17 protein-coding genes are annotated in these 22765 nt (G+C 30.3%); 11 read left to right on the top strand and 6 right to left on the bottom strand.

Annotated elements, in window-relative coordinates; translation table 11 throughout:
- Positions 1-120 precede the first annotated feature (120 nt).
- Genes tig through clpX form a run of 3 tightly spaced genes read left to right on the top strand, consistent with a single transcriptional unit; the run spans position 121 to position 3318 of the window.
- The gene (tig, locus tag M6G78_RS01545; protein WP_138269047.1) at positions 121-1440 is read left to right on the top strand and encodes a trigger factor; all 1320 of its coding nucleotides are present in this window, start codon (positions 121-123) and stop codon (positions 1438-1440) included.
- Between the two features lie 24 nt (positions 1441-1464).
- Entirely contained in the window at positions 1465-2046 is a 582-nt protein-coding gene (gene clpP / locus M6G78_RS01550; RefSeq protein ID WP_138269046.1) for an ATP-dependent Clp endopeptidase proteolytic subunit ClpP, read from the top strand.
- An 18-nt stretch (positions 2047-2064) separates the two neighbouring features.
- The gene (gene clpX, locus M6G78_RS01555) at positions 2065-3318 is read left to right on the top strand and encodes an ATP-dependent protease ATP-binding subunit ClpX (protein WP_138269045.1); all 1254 of its coding nucleotides are present in this window, start codon (positions 2065-2067) and stop codon (positions 3316-3318) included.
- Positions 3319-3343: 25 nt separating this feature from the next.
- On the opposite strand, the gene M6G78_RS01560 is transcribed toward clpX, so the two are convergent.
- Positions 3344-4075 (bottom strand): RNA methyltransferase, encoded by a 732-nt coding sequence (locus M6G78_RS01560; protein ID WP_253229421.1) that lies wholly within the window; start codon positions 4073-4075, stop codon positions 3344-3346.
- A gap of 291 nt (positions 4076-4366) precedes the next feature.
- On the opposite strand from M6G78_RS01560, the gene M6G78_RS01565 reads away from it, so the two are divergent.
- The 3 genes from M6G78_RS01565 to M6G78_RS01575 all read left to right on the top strand — a co-directional run bounded on the left by M6G78_RS01565 (position 4367) and on the right by M6G78_RS01575 (position 8811).
- Positions 4367-5479 carry a 5-methyltetrahydropteroyltriglutamate--homocysteine S-methyltransferase gene (locus tag M6G78_RS01565; RefSeq protein ID WP_253229422.1) on the top strand — a complete coding sequence of 371 codons (1113 nt, stop codon included), beginning with the start codon at positions 4367-4369 and terminating at the stop codon, positions 5477-5479.
- 119 nt (positions 5480-5598) lie between these two features.
- A complete protein-coding gene (locus M6G78_RS01570; protein WP_253229423.1) occupies positions 5599-7977 on the top strand; it encodes a glucosaminidase domain-containing protein in 2379 nt (792 codons plus the stop codon).
- A gap of 99 nt (positions 7978-8076) precedes the next feature.
- Positions 8077-8811: a hypothetical protein gene (locus tag M6G78_RS01575; protein ID WP_253229424.1), complete on the top strand. Its 735-nt coding sequence runs from the start codon at positions 8077-8079 to the stop codon at positions 8809-8811.
- Between the two features lie 24 nt (positions 8812-8835).
- Here M6G78_RS01575 and pheT read toward each other — a convergent pair whose 3' ends face one another.
- From pheT to M6G78_RS01600, 5 genes are read right to left on the bottom strand one after another with little or no spacing between them, the layout of a single operon-like run.
- The gene (pheT, locus tag M6G78_RS01580; RefSeq protein ID WP_253229425.1) at positions 8836-11220 is read right to left on the bottom strand and encodes a phenylalanine--tRNA ligase subunit beta; all 2385 of its coding nucleotides are present in this window, start codon (positions 11218-11220) and stop codon (positions 8836-8838) included.
- Positions 11221-11232: 12 nt separating this feature from the next.
- Positions 11233-12252 (bottom strand): phenylalanine--tRNA ligase subunit alpha, encoded by a 1020-nt coding sequence (gene pheS, locus M6G78_RS01585; RefSeq protein ID WP_138269314.1) that lies wholly within the window; start codon positions 12250-12252, stop codon positions 11233-11235.
- Between the two features lie 19 nt (positions 12253-12271).
- Complete coding sequence (locus tag M6G78_RS01590) at positions 12272-13447, bottom strand: NADP-dependent malic enzyme (protein ID WP_253229426.1); 1176 nt, start codon at positions 13445-13447, stop codon at positions 12272-12274.
- 16 nt (positions 13448-13463) lie between these two features.
- Positions 13464-15299, bottom strand: coding sequence for a substrate-binding domain-containing protein (locus M6G78_RS01595; RefSeq protein ID WP_253229427.1), 1836 nt, complete (start codon positions 15297-15299; stop codon positions 13464-13466).
- Between the two features lie 10 nt (positions 15300-15309).
- Positions 15310-16464, bottom strand: coding sequence for a molybdopterin molybdotransferase MoeA (locus M6G78_RS01600; RefSeq protein ID WP_138269311.1), 1155 nt, complete (start codon positions 16462-16464; stop codon positions 15310-15312).
- Between the two features lie 541 nt (positions 16465-17005).
- Between M6G78_RS01600 and lon the strand changes: the two genes are divergently transcribed.
- From lon to M6G78_RS01625, 5 genes are all read left to right on the top strand, one after another.
- Complete coding sequence (gene lon / locus M6G78_RS01605; RefSeq protein ID WP_243112236.1) at positions 17006-19366, top strand: endopeptidase La; 2361 nt, start codon at positions 17006-17008, stop codon at positions 19364-19366.
- The gene (yihA, locus tag M6G78_RS01610; protein ID WP_138269310.1) at positions 19363-19944 is read left to right on the top strand and encodes a ribosome biogenesis GTP-binding protein YihA/YsxC; all 582 of its coding nucleotides are present in this window, start codon (positions 19363-19365) and stop codon (positions 19942-19944) included. The genes lon and yihA overlap by 4 nt, the downstream gene beginning before the upstream one ends.
- 16 nt (positions 19945-19960) lie before the next feature.
- On the top strand, positions 19961-20488 hold the full coding sequence (locus M6G78_RS01615; protein ID WP_138269309.1) for a hypothetical protein: 528 nt from the start codon (positions 19961-19963) through the stop codon (positions 20486-20488).
- Between the two features lie 220 nt (positions 20489-20708).
- Positions 20709-22055, top strand: coding sequence for a TrkH family potassium uptake protein (locus M6G78_RS01620; protein ID WP_138269308.1), 1347 nt, complete (start codon positions 20709-20711; stop codon positions 22053-22055).
- Between the two features lie 37 nt (positions 22056-22092).
- Entirely contained in the window at positions 22093-22743 is a 651-nt protein-coding gene (locus M6G78_RS01625) for a TrkA family potassium uptake protein (protein ID WP_138269307.1), read from the top strand.
- Positions 22744-22765 lie beyond the last annotated feature (22 nt).

Genomic DNA, 22765 nt, shown 5'->3' on the forward strand with positions numbered 1-22765 from the left:
TAAAAAAAACAAAAAAAATAAACATATATTACAAACAAAACTCTCGTAAACCTTGAATTTCTCGTCATTTATGATATAATACTATTTTGATTAGATGGGACTTAGGAGGTAAAATTATAAATGAGTTCAATATTAGATAAAAAAGAAAACAATGTGGCAACAATTACAATTACTGTTTCCGCAGAAGATTTTAACAAAGCTATCGATGCTGCATACAAAAAAAACAAAGGTAAATTCAGCATTGACGGTTTTAGAAAAGGAAAAGCCCCAAGACAAATTATTGAAAGAAAATTCGGTGAAGGAATATTCTTTGAAGATGCTTTAGACGAAGCTTTCCCAGCTGAATACGAACAAGCTATCAAAGAACATGATTTAAAACCAGTAAATATGCCTTCAATGACAAAATTAGACAGCATAAGCAAAGAAGAAGGTGCTACATTTACTATTGAAGTTGAATTAGAACCTGAATTTGAACTTGGCGAATACAAAGGTATCGAAATATACCCTATCGAATACGAAGTAACAGAAAAAGACGTTGAAGACGAACTTAACAGAGTAAGAGAACAAAACGCAAGATTAGTAAGCGTTGAAGACACAGAAAGTAAAGAAGGAGATACAGTTGTTATCGACTTTGAAGGTTTCGTAGGAGATGAAGCTTTTGAAGGCGGAAAAGGCGAAAACTATCCATTAGTTCTTGGAAGCAACTCTTTCATTCCTGGATTTGAAGATCAACTTATCGGTAAAAAAGCAGGTGAAGAAGTTGATGTTAACGTAACATTCCCTGAAGAATACCATGCTCCTGATTTAGCAGGAAAAGACAGTGTATTCAAAGTAAAAATCCATGAAGTAAAAGCAAAAGAACTTCCTGAACTTGATGATGATTTCGCAGCTGACGTAAGCGAATTCGATACTCTTGATGAATACAAAGAAGACTTAAAAGCAACAATCAAACAACAAAGAGAAAACAATTTAAGAGGAGCAGCTATCAACACAATCGTTGAAGAAGTTTGCAACAACACTGAAATTGATATTCCAAAATGCATGATCGAAAGAAAAGCAGAAGACGTAAAAGCTCAATTTGAACAACAAATCATGCAAAGCGGAATTGACCCTAAAACATACTATGATGTAATGAAAAGTCAAAACGGCGGCAAAAACGAAGATGATTTCATGAAATTATTCGAAGAACAAGCTGAACATGACGTAAAACAAGAATTGGTACTTACAAAACTTATGGAAGTTGAAAACTTTGAAGCAACAGATGAAGAAGTTGAAGAAGAAATCGCAAACTTTGCAAAAGCTTATAATCAAAAAGTTGAAGACTTCAAAAAAACAATGGATGATACAACAAAAGATTATATCAACAACTTCATCAAACAAAGAAAATTATTTGATTTCCTAATTGAAAATGCCAAGGTAAAAGAAGAAGAAGCAAAATAATTCTACAATACGGAGGTACTTTTTATGCCATTAATTCCAATGGTAGTGGAAAATGAAGGTAGAGCAGAACGCTCTTATGATATCTACTCAAGATTACTTAAAGACAGAATTATATTTTTAACCGGAGAAATAAACGACGAGGTTGCAAACCTTGTTGTTGCAGAAATGTTATTTTTGGAAGCTCAAGACAGCTCAAAAGACATTCAACTTTACATCAACTCTCCGGGAGGAAGTGTAACTGCCGGTATGGCTATATATGATACAATGAATTACATCAAATGCGATGTATCTACAATATGTATCGGTATGGCAGCATCAATGGGTGCATTCTTGCTTGCTTGCGGAACAAAGGGAAAAAGAATTGCCCTTCCAAACAGTGAAGTTATGATTCATCAGCCTCTTGGCGGTTTCCAAGGTCAAAGCAGCGATGTTGAAATCCATGCAAGAAGACTTTTGAAAATTAAAGAAGACATAAACAAAATACTTAGCAAACAAACAGGAAAAACATTAAAAACAATCGAAAAAGATACCGACAGAGATAACTTTATGAGTGCAAAAGAAGCTATGGAATACGGCTTAATAGATAAGGTCTTTGAAAAAAGATAATAAAGGAGGGCTATTATAATGAGTGACGAAAATAACAATTACGAAAACCAAAACCATTGTTCGTTTTGCGGTAAAAGTCAATCTGAAGTTAAAAGTTTAGTAGCCGGACCTGGAGTTTTCATCTGTAATGAATGTATCGCTTTATGCAGCGAAATGTTCAACGAAACATTATATGACGATGAAGAATTTACAGATACTCTAACTCCAAATCTAAATGAAGTTGAAAAACCAAAAAGAATAAAAGAATTACTTGATGATTATGTTATCGGACAAGACGAAGCAAAGAAAACTTTAGCGGTTGCAGTTTATAATCACTATAAGAGAATAAACGTTACCGATAAACAAAAAGAAGATAACGAGGTTGAACTTCAAAAAAGCAATATCTTGCTTACAGGACCTACCGGAAGCGGTAAAACTCTTCTTGCATCTACCCTTGCAAAAATACTTAAAGTTCCTTTTGCAATAGCTGATGCAACGGCACTTACAGAAGCAGGATATGTTGGAGAAGACGTTGAAAACATCTTACTTAGACTTATCCAAGCAGCAGATTATAATATTGAACTTGCTCAAAAAGGTATAATATATATAGATGAAATCGACAAAATCGCAAGAAAAAGCGAAAACACATCAATAACAAGAGATGTAAGCGGTGAAGGTGTTCAACAAGCACTTCTTAAAATACTTGAAGGAACTGTTGCAAACGTACCTCCTCAAGGAGGAAGAAAACATCCTCATCAAGATTTCATTCAAATTGATACAAAAGATATCTTGTTTATCTGCGGCGGAGCTTTTGACGGACTTGACGAAGTAATCAAAAAAAGACTCGGTACCCACTCAATGGGCTTTGGAAATGATATACAAGGAAGTAAAGATAAATCATCTGATGAACTTTTAAGCATGGCACAACCTCAAGACTTTGTAAAATACGGTTTGATTCCTGAACTTGTGGGAAGACTTCCTATAAGTGCATCTCTTAAAAAACTTGATGAAGAAGCACTTATAAATATCCTAACAAAACCTAAAAATGCTTTAATCAAACAATATAAATACTTATTAAGTCTTGATGATGTAAATCTTCATTTTGATAAAGATGCAATAGATTTAATTGCCAGCGAAACAGTTAAAAGAGAAACAGGAGCAAGAGGACTTAGAAGCATACTTGAAGATATTATGCTTGATGTTATGTACGAAGCTCCAAACAATGAAGATGTGAAAGATATTACCATTACTAAAGAAATGGTTAAAGAAGCTTTTGATAAAAAAGCACAATAAAAAAGACCGATTAATCGGTCTTTTTTTAATATCCATAAATTTTATACATAAGTATTGCACCGCTTACATTTGCATTTAAAGATTCGCACTTTCCGCTCATTGGAATCTTTACTTCTTTAGTTGCATATGTAAGACATTCATCGCTTATTCCGTTTCCTTCGTTCCCTACAATAAGCACATTCTTTTTACTATTAAAATCATTCTTCTCACTTCCCTTTAAAGTAGAAGCAATAATCTCAAAACCTTTTTCTTTTAATTCATTTAAAACAACATAATCTTCATCTTTAATTATTTTTGTATTTAAAATACTTCCTGCACTGGCTCTTACTGCCTTTGCAGAAAAAGGAGAAGCGGTTGTTTTTGTTATTACAACACCGTCAAAATCAGCACAAACACTGCTTCTTATAAGCCCTCCGACATTTTCGCTGTCTTGCAGATTATCAAGGTATAATATATTAGCACTTTCCTTTATATCATCTAACGTTTTATACTCTATTTCTAAAACTGCAAGAACCCCTTGAGGTGTTTTGGTGGTTGAAATATAATCAAAAACCTCTTCGCTTACTTCTATTGCATCTTTATAGTCTTTCACATAATCAGGGGTTGCAATGATATATTTAATATTCCCTCCCCCGTTTATTGCATCAAGAACAAACTTCCTTCCTTCAAGAATATACATATTGTTCTTATCTCTATATTTTTTCTTTTCTAAACTTTTTATAAGTTTAATTAATTTATTTGTTTTAGATGTTATCATTTTTATCCTCTTTTATTATTTGATTATTTAATTATACTTTTTATTTTATTAAAAGTAAATGTATTTTTCATTGCAATCATAATGATTGCATATAAACCTAAAACCATATGACAAAACATAATCAAATAAAAAACGAAACTTTATAAAATTTTATATGTTCTTATATAAAACAAAAAATATATTACATTACAGGTATAATTTTAAACTATATCAAATCCATAAATTTATATATTATACAAACAAAAAAAATAGGAGTATAATAAATAACATATTAACTCGGAGGTATTAAAAATGACAAAAGGACCATTCAGATATGACCAAGTAGGAAGCCTACTTAGAACAAATACACTTAAAGAAGCAAAGAAAAATTTAGAAAATGAAAGTATTTCTTTTGAAGATTATAAAAAAATCGAAAGAGAAGAAATAAAAAAAATCGTTGAAAAACAAAAAGAAATCGGCTTAAAAGCAATTACAGACGGAGAATTTAACAGAGAATACTGGCATTATGATTTTATCGCTCACTTAAATGGCATAAAGACTTACGTTTTAGATATGCAAGGTAAATTTCAAGGAACAATGAACAAATTAAAATCTTACTATGTTAAAGATACAATTTCTTTCCCAAAAGACCACCCATTCCTTGATGACTTTAAATATTTAAAAGAATTATGCGGGGATGATGCTGTTGCAAAAATAACAATTCCGGGACCTAACATGATTTATTATTCCGGAGTTGTAAATTCTGATTTATTTAAAAAAGACACAAATTATACATCTATTGAAAAATTAAAAGAAGATATAGCAAAAGTATATCAAGATGCAATACAAGCATATTATGACGCAGGATGCAGATATCTTCAATTTGATGATACTGCTTGGGGTGCATTATTTAGCGAAGGACAAAGAAAAGCTTTGGAAGAAAAAGGAATAGATACAAAAAATTTAGTAAAAGACTTCGCAGAAATCACGGTAAACTCTCTTAAAAATAGACCTGACGATATGACAATAACTACACATTGTTGTAGAGGAAACTTCAAAAGCAGCTGGTTATATGAAGGAGATTATTCTTTCGTTGAAGATTATATATTTAAAGCTCCATTTGACGGATTTTTCCTTGAATACGATACAGACAGAGCAGGCTCTTTTGAACCAATAAAGAAATTAAAAGAAGGTAAACTTGTACTTGGTCTTATTACAAGTAAAGAAGGAACTTTGGAAGATAAAGAAGTAATAAAAGAAAGAATAAAAGAAGCAAGCAAATACATTCCTCTTGAAAGATTATGTTTAAGTCCACAGTGTGGTTTCTCTTCAACAGAAGACGGAAATAACATAACAGAAGAAGACCAATTTAAAAAATTACAACTTGTAAAAGAAATAGCAACAGAAGTTTGGAAAGATGCTTAAAAAATCCTCATTTGAGGATTTTTTTATTTTTTTCCAATTTTGCCAATTTTATCTTTATGTTGTAATCAAAACTTTTTTATGTATAATTCAATTTACAAATATAAAAGGAGTTATACATAATGAAAAAAAGAATAGCTATATTACTTATTATCTTGTTAATGATTCCAAGTTTAAACGTAGAAGCACAGGATTTATATAATATTGAAATACCCGATTTCGTAAAAAACGAAGCACAAAATGAACAATATTACAAAACAGACAAAATACCAAAAGAATATTTAAACTCTAATGCAAAAAGAACAAAAGAAATATCAAATAGTTTTTATGTTGCATATGCATACTCTGCAAAAAACAAACAAAGCGATGAATACAACAGTATTGTAAAATTTGAAAAAATAAAAACCTTTGATACTTTTACAAATGCAAAAAATTATATGGATAATACTTATAACGAATATATAAATATAAATACAAGCGAATACATAAAAAAAGCTAAAGGACTTGTTATTTTAAATGAAGATGAAGAAGTAATAGACATGAAAACAGGAAGAGCTTATATTTCTGCCCCATCGGCTATGCTCGTTCTTGATAATGCTTACGGCTCAAGCAATCCATATATCACAAACAACCAAGAAGTATTTTATTTAGGTGCGGAAAATAATGAAAATTACACATCTTCAAAATGCAAAATAGGAATAAGCGGAATAACAAATTATACATCTTCAGATAATCTTACATTTGTTCCGGAAGTCTTATTTGACGATTTGTATGTATCAGGTTCATCTAATACAAAAAAATACAATATGGGTTATTACAGCGTAAATTCAAACTCAGATTTATATCACTATGTATCGGTATTAAGTGACGCAGTAAATTCACAAAGATATGAAAACAGCGAAAAATCTATGCTGCAAAGTTTTGTTGTAGATAAAGCACCTTCTTTTATGAAAAGCGGCACTAAGTATTATAGCATGGACGGAGTAAACTTTTATACTTCAAAATACCTTACTTCATCAAGTAAAGCAGGAACACATTATCCTTACTTTACATATCTTTCATATAGAACTAAAACAAGCTACACAGCAGCAGAAATAAATAAAAGAATAAACACCTACCCTACAAATTCAAAACTTAAAAATATGGGTGAAACCTTAATAAACGTTCAAAATAAATACGGTATAAATGCTCTTATGGAACTAGGCTTTGCAAACCTTGAAAGCGGATACGGAACAAGCTCTTATGCACAAACAAAAAATAACCTTTTTGGAATTGCCGCATATGATGAAAATCCCGATAATGCTTATAGCTTTTCAAGCCCCGCAAAGTGTATAGAAGAACATGCGTATAGACACTTAAGCAGAGCATATTTTGACGCAAACTCTGACTTTAGATATTATGGAACTTCTCCCGGCAATAAAAAGATTGGAGTAAACGTAAAGTATGCCTCAGACCCATATCATGGTGAAAAAATAGGCGGTAACGTATATCTTCAAGATAAAAACATGGGAAGCAAAGACTATGAAAAATACACAATAGCCATAACCAACAAAACAACAAACGTATATCAAAATGCAGATAGTAGCAGCAAAACTTACTATAAAATGGCAAACAAAAACTCCAGTACACCTACTGGAATGCCTGTTGTTATAATCGGAGAAAAAGGTGATTATTATAAAATACAAACTGACATAGGAGTTGTAAACTCTTCTGTTCACTATGAAAATTTATATAATCATACTTCTTCAGTTGGATACATCAAAAAAAGCGATGTTGATATTGTAAGAAAAGGAAAAACAAGCATAACTCAAGATAATGCCACAACACCTAAAATATCAATATCCTCAATTAAGATATACCCTGCCTTAAGCTACGGTTTTACTCCTGGATATGCAAATAACTTAAGAGTTGACATAAGCGCATATTCAAATATAAAAAACGCAAAAGTAGAACTTCAAGTTTATAATTCAAAAAAACAACTTGTTGCAAAGAAAAGTTTAACAAAATCAAAAACAGGAACAACAACAGAAAAAATTTACTGGGACGGAAAAGCAACAAAGGGTAACAAAGCAGGATATAAAACGGGAAGCTATGTAAATAGAAGTTCAAAAGGAACTAATTATACTATTAGAGTCATATTATCTGTTTCAGGAAAAAGCACAAAAACAAAAGATTATACCATTAAGGTTTACTCAAAAGCTACCAAGCTTTCTACGGGAATAACCAAAACATCAATAAAAAGAAAGTATTCAACAACATTATATATGACTCCAAACAGACCTGGAACAAGTATGGTAAGAATCTATGACAGTAAAAACAGGCTGGTTTTTAAACAAGTATTTTACTACAAAAAGGCAAATACAAAAAACTCCGTAACTTTTAAAGGATACGGAAATTATGATAAGTATAATAAAAAACTTCTCCCTAAAGGAAAATATAAAGTTAAATTCACCCATGGAGATTATACTTATACTTATCCAAAAACAATTACACTTAAATAAATCTATAAAGAAGCAATTTTTAAATTGCTTCTTTATATCCTACTATAAATCGTGTATAATATTAGTATCTTATAATATACTACCAAAAAGGAAAAAAGTATGGGAACACTAATAGACTTATATGATGGTCAAAAAAAACATAAAGAAAAAATATCAAAATGTTTATCTATTATGGAAAATAGCCATGAAATTTTTAAAATAGGAGAAAAACAAGCCGACAAAATAATAGTTTCAATAGGAAAACTCTTAAATTTAAGTCTTTTTAATTTGGATGAAAAAGAATACTTTAATTTATTAAATATTTATGCTGATATATATGAGTTGAAAGAAAATTTAAACTATGAATATGCTGATTTAAAAATATTTATTAAGGAAAAATATTCATCATATTTTGAAAACAAAGAAATACAAATGGAAATGGTAGTTAATTATTGTATATTAAATACAATGGATAATACTTTTTTTATTGATACAAACAAAGATTTAAAGATTATAAGTGCAATACCTGAAATTTTAGAAGAATCCATGAATGGCGGAGATTATGAAAATGATAATCAAGAAGATGAAAGTTTCGGTTTAAATGTAAATTCTCCTATTCCATGTAAGGGAATAAATGAAGCATATGATTATTTAGACAGACTTAAAACCGATTCTAATATGGAACTTTATTATAAAAGAACAGGAAGTTTTGAAATAGAATCAAGTGACTACTTAATAGACGAATTTATTACATATACAAAAGACAATAAAGAATATAAAAAAATATATCTAAACATTTACTCAAAAGAAACAACTAAAAAAGCTCCAAAAGGTTTCATATTAAAAGAAAAATAAAAAAGCACTTTAAAAGTGCTTTTTTTATCTTAATTTTGCATTTAATGTTTCTGATAGAGCTTTTACAATATTATCAAATCTTACATCTATTTCTTCATCTGTTAATGTTCTGTCTTCAGCTCTAAATTCAAGGCTTACAGCTACGGATTTTTTACCTTCGCCTACTTGTTTTCCTGTAAATACGTCAAATACTTTACTTGATACAAGATATTCTCCGCCTGCTTTCTTAATTTCATCAAGAATTTCACCTGCATAAATATCTTCATCAACTACAACTGCAATATCTCTTTGGAGAGATGGGAATTTTGCAAGTTGTTTAAATTCGATTTCTTTGTCGTAATTTTCTGTGATTGTTTTTACGTCAATTTCAGCAACAACAACATCTTCTTTTAAGTTGTATTTCTTAAGTAAAAGAGGATGAACGTTTCCTACATAACCGATTACTTTATCATTTACTGAAATGTAAGCGCTTCTTGTAGGGTGAAGCATCTTTTCTTCTGCTTTTGTGAATTTAACGTTTTTAATTCTAAATTTGTTGAAAATATATTCAACAATTCCTTTAATTTCAAAATAATCTGTATTGTATTTACCAATAACAAGTTTTTCTTCTTGTAAAGGTAGTCCCAATTCATCATATTTAGCATCAAAGAATACATTACCTATTTCAAATAAAACTCTTTCTTTATTCTTTCTGCTGTAGTTAAATGATAATGACTCAAGCATGCTTATCATCATAGAAGTTCTCATGTATCCTGTATCTTCCCCAAGAGGATTTATTACTTTTACATATTTGCTTCTAATATCTTTATCTTCAAATCCAAGTTCATCAAGTTTTTCTTTTGATGTAAATGTATAAGTAAGAGTTTCAAGTCCTCCTATTGCAATTAATGCTTCCTTAATTTTGTTTTTATCACTATAGTAAACATTCTTTTCACTTATATAATTTGATGTTTCCATAAGTGTACTTGGAATATTGTTGTATCCATACATTCTTGCAATTTCTTCAACAACATCTTCTTTTATGTTTATGTCATCTCTTAAAATAGGAGCTGTAATGCTTATTATATCCCCGTTTACTTTTGGTTCAAAGTTTAGTAAATCAAGAAGTCTTGCTTGTTCTTCTACTGAAATATCGCTTCCTAAAATTCTGTTAACATCTTTTGAATCAATATCCATTTTTACAGGTTCTTTTTCATAGAAGTTTTCATCAATTAAGCCTTCTACAAGTTCACAAGCACCGATTTCAACAAGTAATGATGCTGCTCTGTCTATTGCATATCTTGTTACTAAAGGATTAATTCCCTTTTCATAATGTGCTGAAGCTTCACTTCTAAGTCCAAATACTCTTGATGTTCTTCTTATTGAGTTTTTGTTAAAGTTTGCAGATTCTATTACAATATTTTTTGTATCATCATCTACAACTGAGTTTAAAGCACCCATAACCCCTGCTACACAAACACCTTTTTTTGCATCGTTAATAAGTAAGATTTGATCATCTAAATCTCTTTCAATATTGTCAAGAGTAACCATTTTTTCACCGTTTTTTGCAGTGTCAACAATGATTTTATGTCCTTCTAATTTATCATAATCAAACATATGAAGTGGTTGACCAAGTTCTAACATAACATAGTTAGAAACGTCAACGATATTTGATATAGGTCTAATACCACAAGCCATTAATCTTTGTTGCATCCAAAGTGGTGATTGTTCAACTTTTTTAACTTTAAGCATTCTTGCACAGTATCTTTTACATAAGTCTGTATTTTTTACTTCAACGCTTAATTTATCATTAATATCATTAGCTTTATCTTCGATTTTAAAATCAGGCATAACAAATTTTTTACCAAGTGTTGCACCTGCTTCATAAGCCATACCTAAAATACTGTTACAATCTTGTCTGTTATTTGTAAGTTCAAAATCAATTACATATTCATCAAGACCCAATACTTTTTTTGCATCTTCCCCTAAAGGTACGTCTTCAGAGAAAATATAAATTCCATCTTCCAAATGTTTTGGAACAATGCTTGAACTCATGCCAAGTTCAGCACCTGAACAAAGCATCCCGTAAGATTCAACTCCTCTTAATTTTGCTTTTTTAAGAGTCATTCCATTTGGAAGTTTTGCACCAACTTTTGCATAAGGAACAATATCTCCGACTTTTACATTTTTAGCCCCTGTAACAACTTGATATTCTTCGCTTCCGTCAAACATTGTGCATATAACTAATTTTTCCGCATCTTCATGTGGTTTAATATCTTTAATCTTCGCCGTTACAACACCTTCAATTCCTTCTCCAAGATAAGTTACGGTTTCAACCATAGAACCGCTTACAGTCATCATTTCGGCAAATTCATTTATATCTTTATCTACATTTACATATTCTTTTAACCAGTTTATAGGTAATAACATTCCAAGTCCTCCTTAAAATTGAGTTAATAACTCAGTATCGTTTGCAAATAATAATCTTAAATCTTTAATACCGTATTTAAGCATAGTCATTCTGTCAAGTCCCATTCCGAAAGCAAAACCGGTATATACATCAGGGTCTATTCCACAGGCTTTTAGTACGTTTGGATGAACCATTCCGCAACCTAAAATTTCAATAAATCCTGAACCTTTGCAAACATTACATCCCTTTCCGTGACAAGCTATGCAAGTTGCGTCCATTTCGGCACTTGGTTCCGTAAAGTAAAATTGATGTGGTCTGAATCTTGTTTTTGTTTCTTCTCCGTAAAGTCTTTTTACAACATATTCAAGTGTTCCCTTAAGGTCTGCCATTGTAATCCCTTTATCTACAATTAAACCTTCTATTTGGTGGAACAAAGGTGAATGAGTTGCATCAATTTCATCTGTTCTATAAACTTTTCCTGGAGCAATAACCTTGATTGGAACATCTTTTGCTTTCATTGCTCTAATTTGAACAGGTGAAGTTTGTGTTCTAAGGCAAACTTCATCATTTATATAGAAAGTATCGCTTTTATCTCTTGATGAATGGTCAAGAGGAACGTTTAAGTTATCAAAGTTATATCTTACAAGTTCTATTTCAGGACCTTCTGCAACAGAAAAACCAAGAGATGCAAAGATTTCTTCAAGTTCTCCTATGATATTATATAGAGGATGATGATGTCCCACTTCTACTTCCTTACCAGGAAGAGTAATATCTATTTTATCTTTTTCAAGTTTTTCAAGTAAGATTTTTTCTTCAATGCTTGTTTTCATTTTTCCAAGCTCTGATTCTATGGCTTCTCTTACTTCGTTTGCAAGTTTACCTATTATAGGTCTTTCTTCTTTACTTAATCCTCCCATTCCTCTAAGTATTGCCGTAAGTTTTCCTTTTTTACCCATAAATTCAATTCTGAATTTTTCTAAATCTTCCAATGAATGAAGATTTTGTATTTTTTCTTTTGCTTCGTTTTGTATATTTAGTAACTGATCTTTCACTTTATCCTCCAAAATAGTTTTATTTGATATTTTTAACTACTCCCTCTTTGATTGCTTGATCGTATACCGCTTTTGCAACTGCATCAGCAACATTTTTATCAAGTGCACTAGGAAGTATATTATGTTCGTTTAACTCATCTTCTTTTATAAAGTTTGCAATGGCATATGTAGCTTCAACTTTCATACCTTCTGTAATCTTTGTTGCATATGCACCAAGAGCACCTTTAAATATTCCAGGGAATGCAAGAACGTTATTTACTTGATTTTCAAAATCGCTTCTTCCCGTTCCAACAACTCTTGCCCCGCCTTTTTTTGCAACGTCAGGCATAATTTCAGGCACAGGATTTGCCATGGCAAAAATAATTGCATCTTCACTCATGCTTCTTACCATTTCTTCATCAACAAGATTTCCCTTTGAAACTCCTATAAAGACATCTGCATTCTTTATAACGTCTTTTAAAAGTCCTTCTTCTTTATTTGGATTTGTTATTTTTAAAAGTTCTCTTTGAACATAATTATCATCTCTGCCTTCTTTTAAGGCACCGTTTATTCCGCATACCACAACATTTTTTGCACCTAAGTTTATAAGCATTTTTGTTATGGCATATCCCGCAGAGCCGTCTCCGTTTACAACGATTTTTATTTTATCTATATCTTTTTTTACTATTTTTAAAGCATTTGTTATTCCTGCCCCAACTACAATGGCTGTTCCGTGTTGGTCATCATGAAATACAGGAATATCAAGTTCTTCTTTTAATCTGTTTTCTATTTCAACACATCTTGGAGCTGATATATCTTCAAGGTTAATTCCCCCAAAAACAGGAGAAATAAGTTTTACGGTTTTTACTATTTCATCAACATCCTTTGAATCCACGCAAATAGGGAAAGCATCAACACCGCCAAACTCTTTAAATAAGATGGCCTTTCCCTCCATTACGGGAATTGCTGCTTTAGCACCTATATCACCAAGTCCTAAAACTGCTGTTCCGTCACTTACTACACCTACAAGATTTTTCTTAACCGTATATTTATATACGTCATCTTCATTTTCATGTATCTTTACACAAGGCTGAGCAACGCCCGGTGTATATAAAAGTGATAAATCTTCGTTTGTTTTTACTTCTTTTTTGCTTATAACTTCAAGTTTCCCGTTTAACTGTTCATGAAGTTTAAGAGATTTTTCTTTTACATCCATAATTTTCCTTCTTCCGTTATTTCTTTTTTCTTAATATACTGCCAAAATTTTCTGTATTATAATCTTCCCCAAGCTCTTCTTTCAAAGTCGGATTTGAAAATACAAAAGCTATTCTTTTGACTAATTCTTCATCCACGGTATTTATCACAAAATCATTTTCTTTTGTTATTATTGGAACAAATTTTATTTTATTATTTTTTGCAGCTGTCTCACTTATAAAGCACACATCAAACCTGTCTGATAACAAAGCTGACAACAATACCGTTTCATTTTTATATATATTATCCTCAAAACCCTTTATATCTTTATAGTTTATTTTTTTGTTTTTAAGTAAGGTTTCAAGTATTTTTCTGGAAAAATCATTTCTCGGAAGATTTCCAAAAACTATATTCTTTTTAGCCAAATCTTCAACATCGGTTATTTCAAGGTATTTTTTGTTTACGGCAAAACCATATCTTTCCCTTACACCTTGAATTATAACTTTTCCTTTTATAAGCTCATCTTTAAAATGCTCGCTTTTTCCTTCAAATTCTCCAAGCACATATTCATTTGATGTAATACTGCCCTTTAATTCATTTACATTTGAACTTTGAATTATATTCATTTTGTCAAAAGAAGAATATTCTATTATTTTAGAATTTATTAAATTCTTTCTTCCTACAAACAATACGTTATTATCCGTATCCTTTAAAGGCTTAAATAAATGAACCTTTATGTCCTCTCCTTTTTTGATGTTTTTTACATTTTCGTTTATCACAAAATATCCGTCTGCACCAAAAAAGTCATACATTGAAGCATTTTTCACTTGAAGAGGAAGAGCCTTAAAACCGTCGGAATTATTAAATAAATTTACATATACAAATTCTTTATAATAAAAACTTGAATCCACATCTTCCATAAGCTTCGCCATAATGGTATTTTCTTTTTCTTCTCCTACCCTTGTAAGCAAAGATATGTATTTTTTTATAAACATATTATAAAGGAATATGTTTGAGAATATATCTCCAGGGAAAGCAAACACATCACATCCCAAAACTTTTCCATACATAAAGTTAGTAGCCGGTATTGTGTTCATTCCTTTTATATATACACTCCCAAGCTTTTCTATAACTTCATAAGTATGGTCATTGCTTCCTTCTCCGGTTCTTCCGATTACAATAACCAAATCATTTTTTAAAGAAGCTTCCTTTACCCTCTTTTCAAAGTCTCTTTTGTCTTCTCTTTCATGAGGATATAAATTTATTTGTACTCTTTCGTTTTGTATTTTGTTTTTTAAAACCATAAAGATGGTTTCAGGACTGTGTTTTCTTTTTTCATGTTTGTACTTTTCTTCATTTAAAGTAAGCACAAATCCTATTTTAAGTTTTTTATAAACACTTACCTTATCAACTCTCGCTTCCAAAAGAACTCCTATTTTTTCGCTATCTAAAAGAGTGTCTTTTGCATATAAATAACTGCCTTTTTGTCTTTCCTGACCTTTAAACTTTATACCATAAAAAAGGTTAGGCATATAATTTACATAAATAAGATTTCCTTTATATATAATATCGTGCTTATCTATTACAATATTATATTTATCATCAACAAAATCACCTTTGTTTACTTTCTTGTATTCCCTTATTTTATATAGGTTTTCTTTCTTTTCAATATCTTTTATGTTTACCGCTACACCGTCATATAAAGAATAAGAATAACTTGGCACATCTTCCTTTGCATAAACATTATCAAATAAAACTCTGTTAAAAGAATCATATACATCTACATACTCACTTTGAAGATGCTTTGTTTCTTTTAATAATCCAAGGAAAACCTCTTTCATCTGTTCAAAAGAAATATCTTTATAACAATCCATACTTATACCTCTATAAAAGCGTAACCTTTACGGTTTCGTCCTTTTCAATTTTATCTTTGTTTTTAGATATTTCTATATATCCATTTGCATCTCGCATTACCTCGCTGTAAGATGCATCAAAGTCAATGGCTTCAAAATATGTTTCGTCTTTTTCTTCCATTATTTTAACAAAAACATACTCGTTAATTCCCTTTCTTGCAGGAATATTATAAAGGCTTATTGCATCTATATAACCTTCACTGTCTTTAATATCAAGCATATAATTCATTACAGGATTTACAAGCTCCCTAAATCCTATAAGTACATCTTTAGGCATTGAGTCAAACACGTAAACAAAAGTGGAATTTATATTGTATATCAAAGCATTTTTTGAAGGAGAAATCAAAATATCTTCAAAATAGCATTTTCCACTTTCTAAGAAAAATTTATTTTTATCGTAATTAAGTATAATTACAATATCACATTCTTTTGTAGCTTTATCAAGAACTTCCTTATGGGCATTTTTATATATTCCATAAGAAATTCCAACACATCTTTTCTTTTCAAGTTCCGAAAGCAAAATATAAGAGCATATGTCTATATCTTTGTTTATGTCTTTATCTCTTACTCTAATAATGTTATTTCCGGTAGAGATAATTCCTACCTTAACCTTTTTATAAACTTCAACCATAAATTCATTTAAACTCGCAAGAAGTCCTATATGAAAACTGTTTAAAAGTGTATTTTTTCGTAGCACCACATCATTTTCTTTTACTGTGCTTCCTTTAAGACAAACACCGCTATTTTTGTTTATGGGTCTGTTTATTGTTACATAACTTCCGTATTCTTTAACATACTTTATATCAATAACACTGTCTGCTCCAAGAGGAAGCTTATCTCCTTTTGAAACTTTCTTTATTTGTGTTAAATTTATTTCATTTTCATTTACTATATCAAAACGTATAGGTTCGTAATAATCAACTCCATATAATCCTTCGTGATTTATGGCATACCCGTCGATTTGTGCTATATCACTTTCAGGAATATTTACTTTTGATACTACGTCTTTTGCAAGAACATGATTTAAACTATCTTCAAGCATTATAACGTGACTTTTTATTTTAATATTTCCACAGTCATCTTTAAGCATTTTCAATACTTCGTTTTTTGTATAAGAGTTAAGCATTTTTTTCTCCCAAAATAAGTATTTTCAACAAAATTCATACAAAAAATTATAACACAATCCCCTATCAAATACAAGGAAAAGGCTTATAAGGGAATAAACAAAAAGCTAAATAAAATTAATAAAAAAACAACGATAATATTATATTTTTTCATTAATTTACATTTATTTTATTTAAGAAGAAATTAAATATTTTATACCTTAATTTGTCGAAAATTGCAGAAAAAGAAAATAATTTGCCATAAAAAGACATAATTTGTAATAAAAAAACAAAAAAACATATTAAAAACGTATTTATAAAATATGTAATATATATTAGAATATAATAAAAAAATATAAAAATTATAAGTATTTTAAAGTAAAAATTTGATTAATTATAAAAAATACTTTGAATTAATCACTTTTAAATGATATAATCTTGATTTATGAAATTTTATAAGAAAAAAAGTAAAATAAATAAAACTTTTTCAAATTAATTTTCTTTTCTTATAAAATAAAATTAATCAAAACATATATTAAATATTTAGATAAAGAGGTTTTAAAATTGGCAAATATACAAAACATTATGAATACATACACAAGCAATATGGGAAATATGACTCTGCCGGCAATTTCAATAAGAGATTTATCTTTAATTACCGGAATGAATGCAAACTTTGACGTTTCAAGAAGCGAATCATTAGTGGCTTTGGAAGAAAGCGTTAAAGAAGACAGCCTAATCTATTTAATTGCTCAAATAGATGCCGATAAGGAAGAAATCAGCCTTGAAAACCTACGTGAAGTTGGGGTTTTGGCTAAAATTACAAACCTTATAAGACTTCCTTATAACGCAATAAAAGTTTCAGTTAAAATTTTAAACAGAGTAAAAATAAAGGAATATATACAAGCAAGTCCTTATATTTTGGCAAATGCGGATATAATAAATTATTCTGAGGAAGAATTAACCGAAGAAGAAATTGCAATGACAAATATATTAAAAGAAAAATTCAACAAATATTCTGCATATAAAATGTCTACGGCAGAATTTGAACTTTCTTCATTTCTTTCTTCAATCAAAAATCCAAACGAACTTATAGACCTTATTTTACCGCCTTTAAATCTTGATTATGATACTTTTCAAGATATACTTTGTATGACGGACACAAAACAAAGATATAAAGAAGTATATAAGGTTTTGGAAAAAAGAATTTCTGTTTTATCTCTTGAAAATGAAATAGAAAAAGAAGTTAAAGAAAAAATGGAAAAACTTCAAAAAGAAGTTTATTTGAGAGAAAAAATTGAAGTTTTACAAGACAGACTTCATAATGCCGACGGAAGTGCAAGCGGAAGTGACTATACAAAAAAATTAGAAAAACTTCCTATTCCTGAAGAATACAAAGAAAAAATACAAAAAGAAATAGACAGACTAAATACAATACCTGTCGGCTCAAGTGAAGCGGGAGTAATCCAGACTTATATTGAAACAATACTTGACTTACCTTGGGAAAAAGAAGAAAAACCGGATATTGACTTAAAAGAAGCACAAAAAACTTTAGATGAAGACCACTACGGTTTAAAAGAAGTTAAGGAAAGAATAATAGAATACTTATCAGTATTAAAACTTACAAACTCCCTAAAAGGACCTATCGTTTGCTTAGTTGGACCTCCGGGGGTTGGTAAAACATCAATCGCAAAAGCAATAGCAAAAGCATCAAAAAGGAAATTCGTTCGTCTGTCAGTTGGCGGAACAAGAGACGAAGCAGAAATAACAGGTCACAGAAGGACTTATATAGGCGCAATGCCTGGAAGAATTATTGCGGGAATAAAACAGGCAAAAACAAATTCTCCACTATTTCTTCTTGATGAAATAGATAAAATCGGTTCTGATTTTAAAGGAGACCCTGCAAGTGCTCTTCTTGAAGTATTGGACCCTGAACAAAACTCAAACTTCTCTGACCACTACCTTGAAATTCCTTTTGATCTTTCAAATGTATTATTTGTTGCAACAGCAAATACGGCAGCAACAATTCCTCCTGCTCTTTTAGACAGAATGGAAGTAATAGAAATACCTGGTTATATGCCAAAAGAAAAAGTTGAAATTGCAAAAAAACACTTAATCAAAAAAGAACTTGAAGCACATGGACTTACTAAGGATAACCTTAAATTTACTCCTGCCGCTTTGGATAAAATAGTGTCAGACTATACTTTGGAATCAGGTGTAAGACAACTTGAAAGATTAATAGCTAAAATATGCAGAAAATGCGCAAAGAAAATCGTGTTAAACGAAGATGAAAAAATAGAAGTTACAGTAAAAAATCTACACGAATATTTAGGAAAAGAATTAATAACATTCAACAAACAAAGCAATAAAAAATATGTGGGAAAAGTTACCGGACTTGCTTATACAAGTTACGGCGGTGACACATTAAAAATAGAAGCCGTTCTTACTGAAGGTAAAGGAAGAATTGAACTTACTGGAAATCTTGGAGATGTTATGCAGGAATCGGCAAAAACTGCACTAACTTACGTTAGAACAATAGCCGATAAGTTAAACGCCGATAAAGATTTCTATGAAAAGAAAGACATTCATATCCATGTTCCTGAAGGTGCAACTCCAAAAGACGGTCCAAGTGCAGGGATAACTCTTGCGACTGCAATAATATCTGCCCTAACAAATATGAAAGTTGCAGAAGACATCGCAATGACCGGTGAAATAACTCTATCAGGTGATGTTCTTCCAATAGGAGGACTAAGAGAAAAACTTCTTGCAGCAGCAAGAGCAAGAGTAAAAAAAGTCTTAATTCCTAAAGAAAATGTAAAAGACCTTGAAGAAATAAGTGAAGACATCAAAAAACACCTTGAAATAACTCCTGTAAAACACATGAAAGAAGTATATAAAATAATTTTTGAAGAGGAAAATAAATGATTATAAAAAGTGCCGAAATAGTAACCAGTGCAGCAAAATTTAATCAGCTGCCACCGGAAGAAAAACTTGAAATAGTTTTAATCGGAAAATCAAACGTAGGCAAATCCAGCTTTATAAATAATCTTCTTGGAAGAAAATCTCTTGCAAGAACAAGTTCTGTACCGGGAAAAACCAGAACAGCAAACTACTATAACATAAACAACGAATTTTATATTGTGGATATGCCGGGATACGGATATGCAAAAGTATCCAAAAGCGAAAAAGCACAATTCAGCAAAATAATATTCGACTATTTACAAAAAAGAAATACGGATTTTATAGTTTTTTTCCTTGTGGATATCAGGCATAAACCAACAAATAACGACATAAAAATGTATAACGATATTTTAGCAAATGATATTTATCCTGTAATTGTTCTTACAAAAGCAGATAAAATCAGCAAAAACAAAAGAAAAAAGAATATAGATATAATAAAACAAACCTTAGAATTAGATGATGATGATAAAATAATAATTTATTCAACACAAGAAAATCTCGGAAGAGATGAAACACTTGATTTTATAAGTGAATTTATTTAATTAATGTGAGGTAAAAATGGCTATAGGTATTGCAGTTTTAATTATTATGGGTATTTTGCTTTTATCATGGATAATAATTTGTTTTGTATTATGTATGAAACGAAACAAAAAGATAATAGAAAGTTTAGATACTAAAGTTCATGTTAAATGTGAAAAATGCGGTTTAGAATATGATGTACAGCCAAAGGAAATTACAAAAACTTATCTTTCAAAATCAAAAAGTATAACAAAAACCAAGATGAAAGATGGAGCACTTATTAATAAACCGGAGTATGGTTATTATTCAAAAAAATTCTTTTGTCCAAATTGCAACAAAATGGAATACGCAAAAGTACAAAATGTAAATGAACTAAATGATAAAATATTAAAAAGCACATCAAAATCTTATATTAAGTGTTTTATAATGATGATTATGGGAGGGCTTATTATCCTTCTTATTACAAGTATTCCAATGATTATTTTAAACAAAACGCAACAAAATAAAATAGAAGATTTGAAACAACAGCAATACGAACAATTTTTAGATAATTATAATTTAAATTAAAAAAGTCCATTATTTACATGGACTTTTTAGTTAAATTCAAAATATACTGTTAAATATTAAAGGAATTTCTATAATACACATTATAAAAAAACAAAAAGTAAAGTATATGTAAAATTTATATAAAATATATGTTTTGTATTGCAATTTTATATAATAAAGATTAAAATCCATATATATTTAATTTAATTGGTAAAATAGAGACTTATAAGGGATAATAAGGATGAACAGCATTTTAGGGAAAAAAATCAGTTACACACAAATTATAGCATTAGGATTTTTATTAATAATATTTACGGGAGGGACTCTTCTTTCTTTGCCGATATCGTCAAGAACCGGGGAATTTACTCCTTTTTTAAATGCTCTTTTCACGGCAACATCTGCCACATGCGTAACGGGACTTGTAGTGTATGATACATTCACACATTGGTCTGTATTCGGGCAAATAGTAATCATAAGCCTTATTCAAATAGGCGGTATTGGATTTATGACGATAATAACAATGTTATCTATTTTTTTAAAAAGAAAAATAGGTTTGAATGAAAGAAAACTTTTGATGCAGTCTGCGGGAAGCAATCAAATCGGTGGCGTAGTTGCTCTAATTTTAAGAATAGTTAAAGGAACTATTTTATTCGAAGGAATAGGCGCCATTTTACTGGCAACAAGATTTATTCCAGATATGGGAATTGCAGAGGGAATTTACAATGCCGTATTTCATTCAATATCGGCGTTTTGTAATGCAGGATTCGATTTAATGGGGAAATTCGGGCAATTCTCATCATTAACAACATATTCAGACGATATAATCGTAAACGTAACTATAATGTCACTTATCGTCATAGGCGGTATAGGATTTGTAGTTTGGAGTGATATATTAAAACACAAATTAAAATTTAGCAGATATGAATTACATTCAAAAATTGTATTAATTGCAACAACTTGTCTGATTATAGGCGGAGCATTAATTTTCTTTATATTTGAAAACTCAAACGGAGTAATTGCAGACAGTTCGGTAAAAGAAAAAATATTAGTTTCTTTTTTCCAATCGGTTACACCGAGAACTGCCGGATTTAATACGATAAACTGGGTAGACATTCATCAGGGAACTGCGTTGTTTACGGTATTTCTAATGTTGGTCGGAGGGAGTCCCGGCTCAACCGCAGGTGGTATGAAAACCACAACTTTAGTTGTTCTTATAATGAGTGCCGTTGCATCTTCAAGACAACAAAACGGCATTACCATTTTCAAAAGGAAATTAGAAAATGAAACGGTAAAACAAGCAAGTGCCGTTTCAACATTATATATATTCGGATTTTTATTGGGATGTATGATTCTTTGTTATTTTGAAAACAGTTCGGCTTTGGCAATAATGTTTGAAGTTTCTTCAGCAATCGGAACCGTAGGTTCATCAATGGGTATTACGGCCGGATTATGTCCGATTTCGAAAATAGTAATAATTTCATTGATGTACGCTGGAAGAGTAGGCATTTTAACATTAATGATAGCATTAAACGCCAAGAAAAAATCAGCACCTATAGAAAGACCGACTGAAAAAATATTAATAGGTTAAAAATTTACATATATTATTTTAAAGAAAGGGATAAAAAATGAAATCAGTTTTAGTAATAGGAATGGGAAGATTTGGAAAACATCTTTCAAGAAAAATGCAGGAGCTCGGAAACGATGTAATGATAATAGATAAAGATGAAGAAAAAATTACGGAATATGCATCGGAATTTACCGACTCTCAAATCGGCGATTGTAGAATTGAGGCAGTGCTACAATCAATTGGAGTAAATAATTTTGACATATGTTTTGTTGCCATAGGAGAAGACTTCCAATCATCTTTGGAAATAACAGCACTTCTTAAAGACTTAAATGCAAAATGGGTTGTAACAAAGGCAAGCAGTGATATACAAAAGAAACTTCTTTTAAGAATAGGTGCAGATGAAGTTGTATACCCTGAAAGAGATACGGCAGAAAAATTGGCAATAAGGTCAAATGCAAAAAATATTTTTGATTATATACAGTTAACAGATGAATATTCAATATATGAAATTCCAATTATTAACTCATGGGTTGGAAAAACAATTATAGAACTTGCCATAAGAAGAAAATATAAAGTAAACATCATTGCAGTAAAAAATGCTAACTCTTTAGATCCTGTTCCGAGTCCTTTATACACTTTTAAAGAAGGGGATCATATAATTGTTATAGGGAAATCATCAGATGTTTTTAAACTTACATCATTAACATAAAAAAGACTCTTTATGAGTCTTT

Source organism: Anaerofustis sp. NSJ-163 (assembly GCF_024135845.1).
GTDB classification, from domain to species: domain Bacteria; phylum Bacillota; class Clostridia; order Eubacteriales; family Anaerofustaceae; genus Anaerofustis; species Anaerofustis butyriciformans.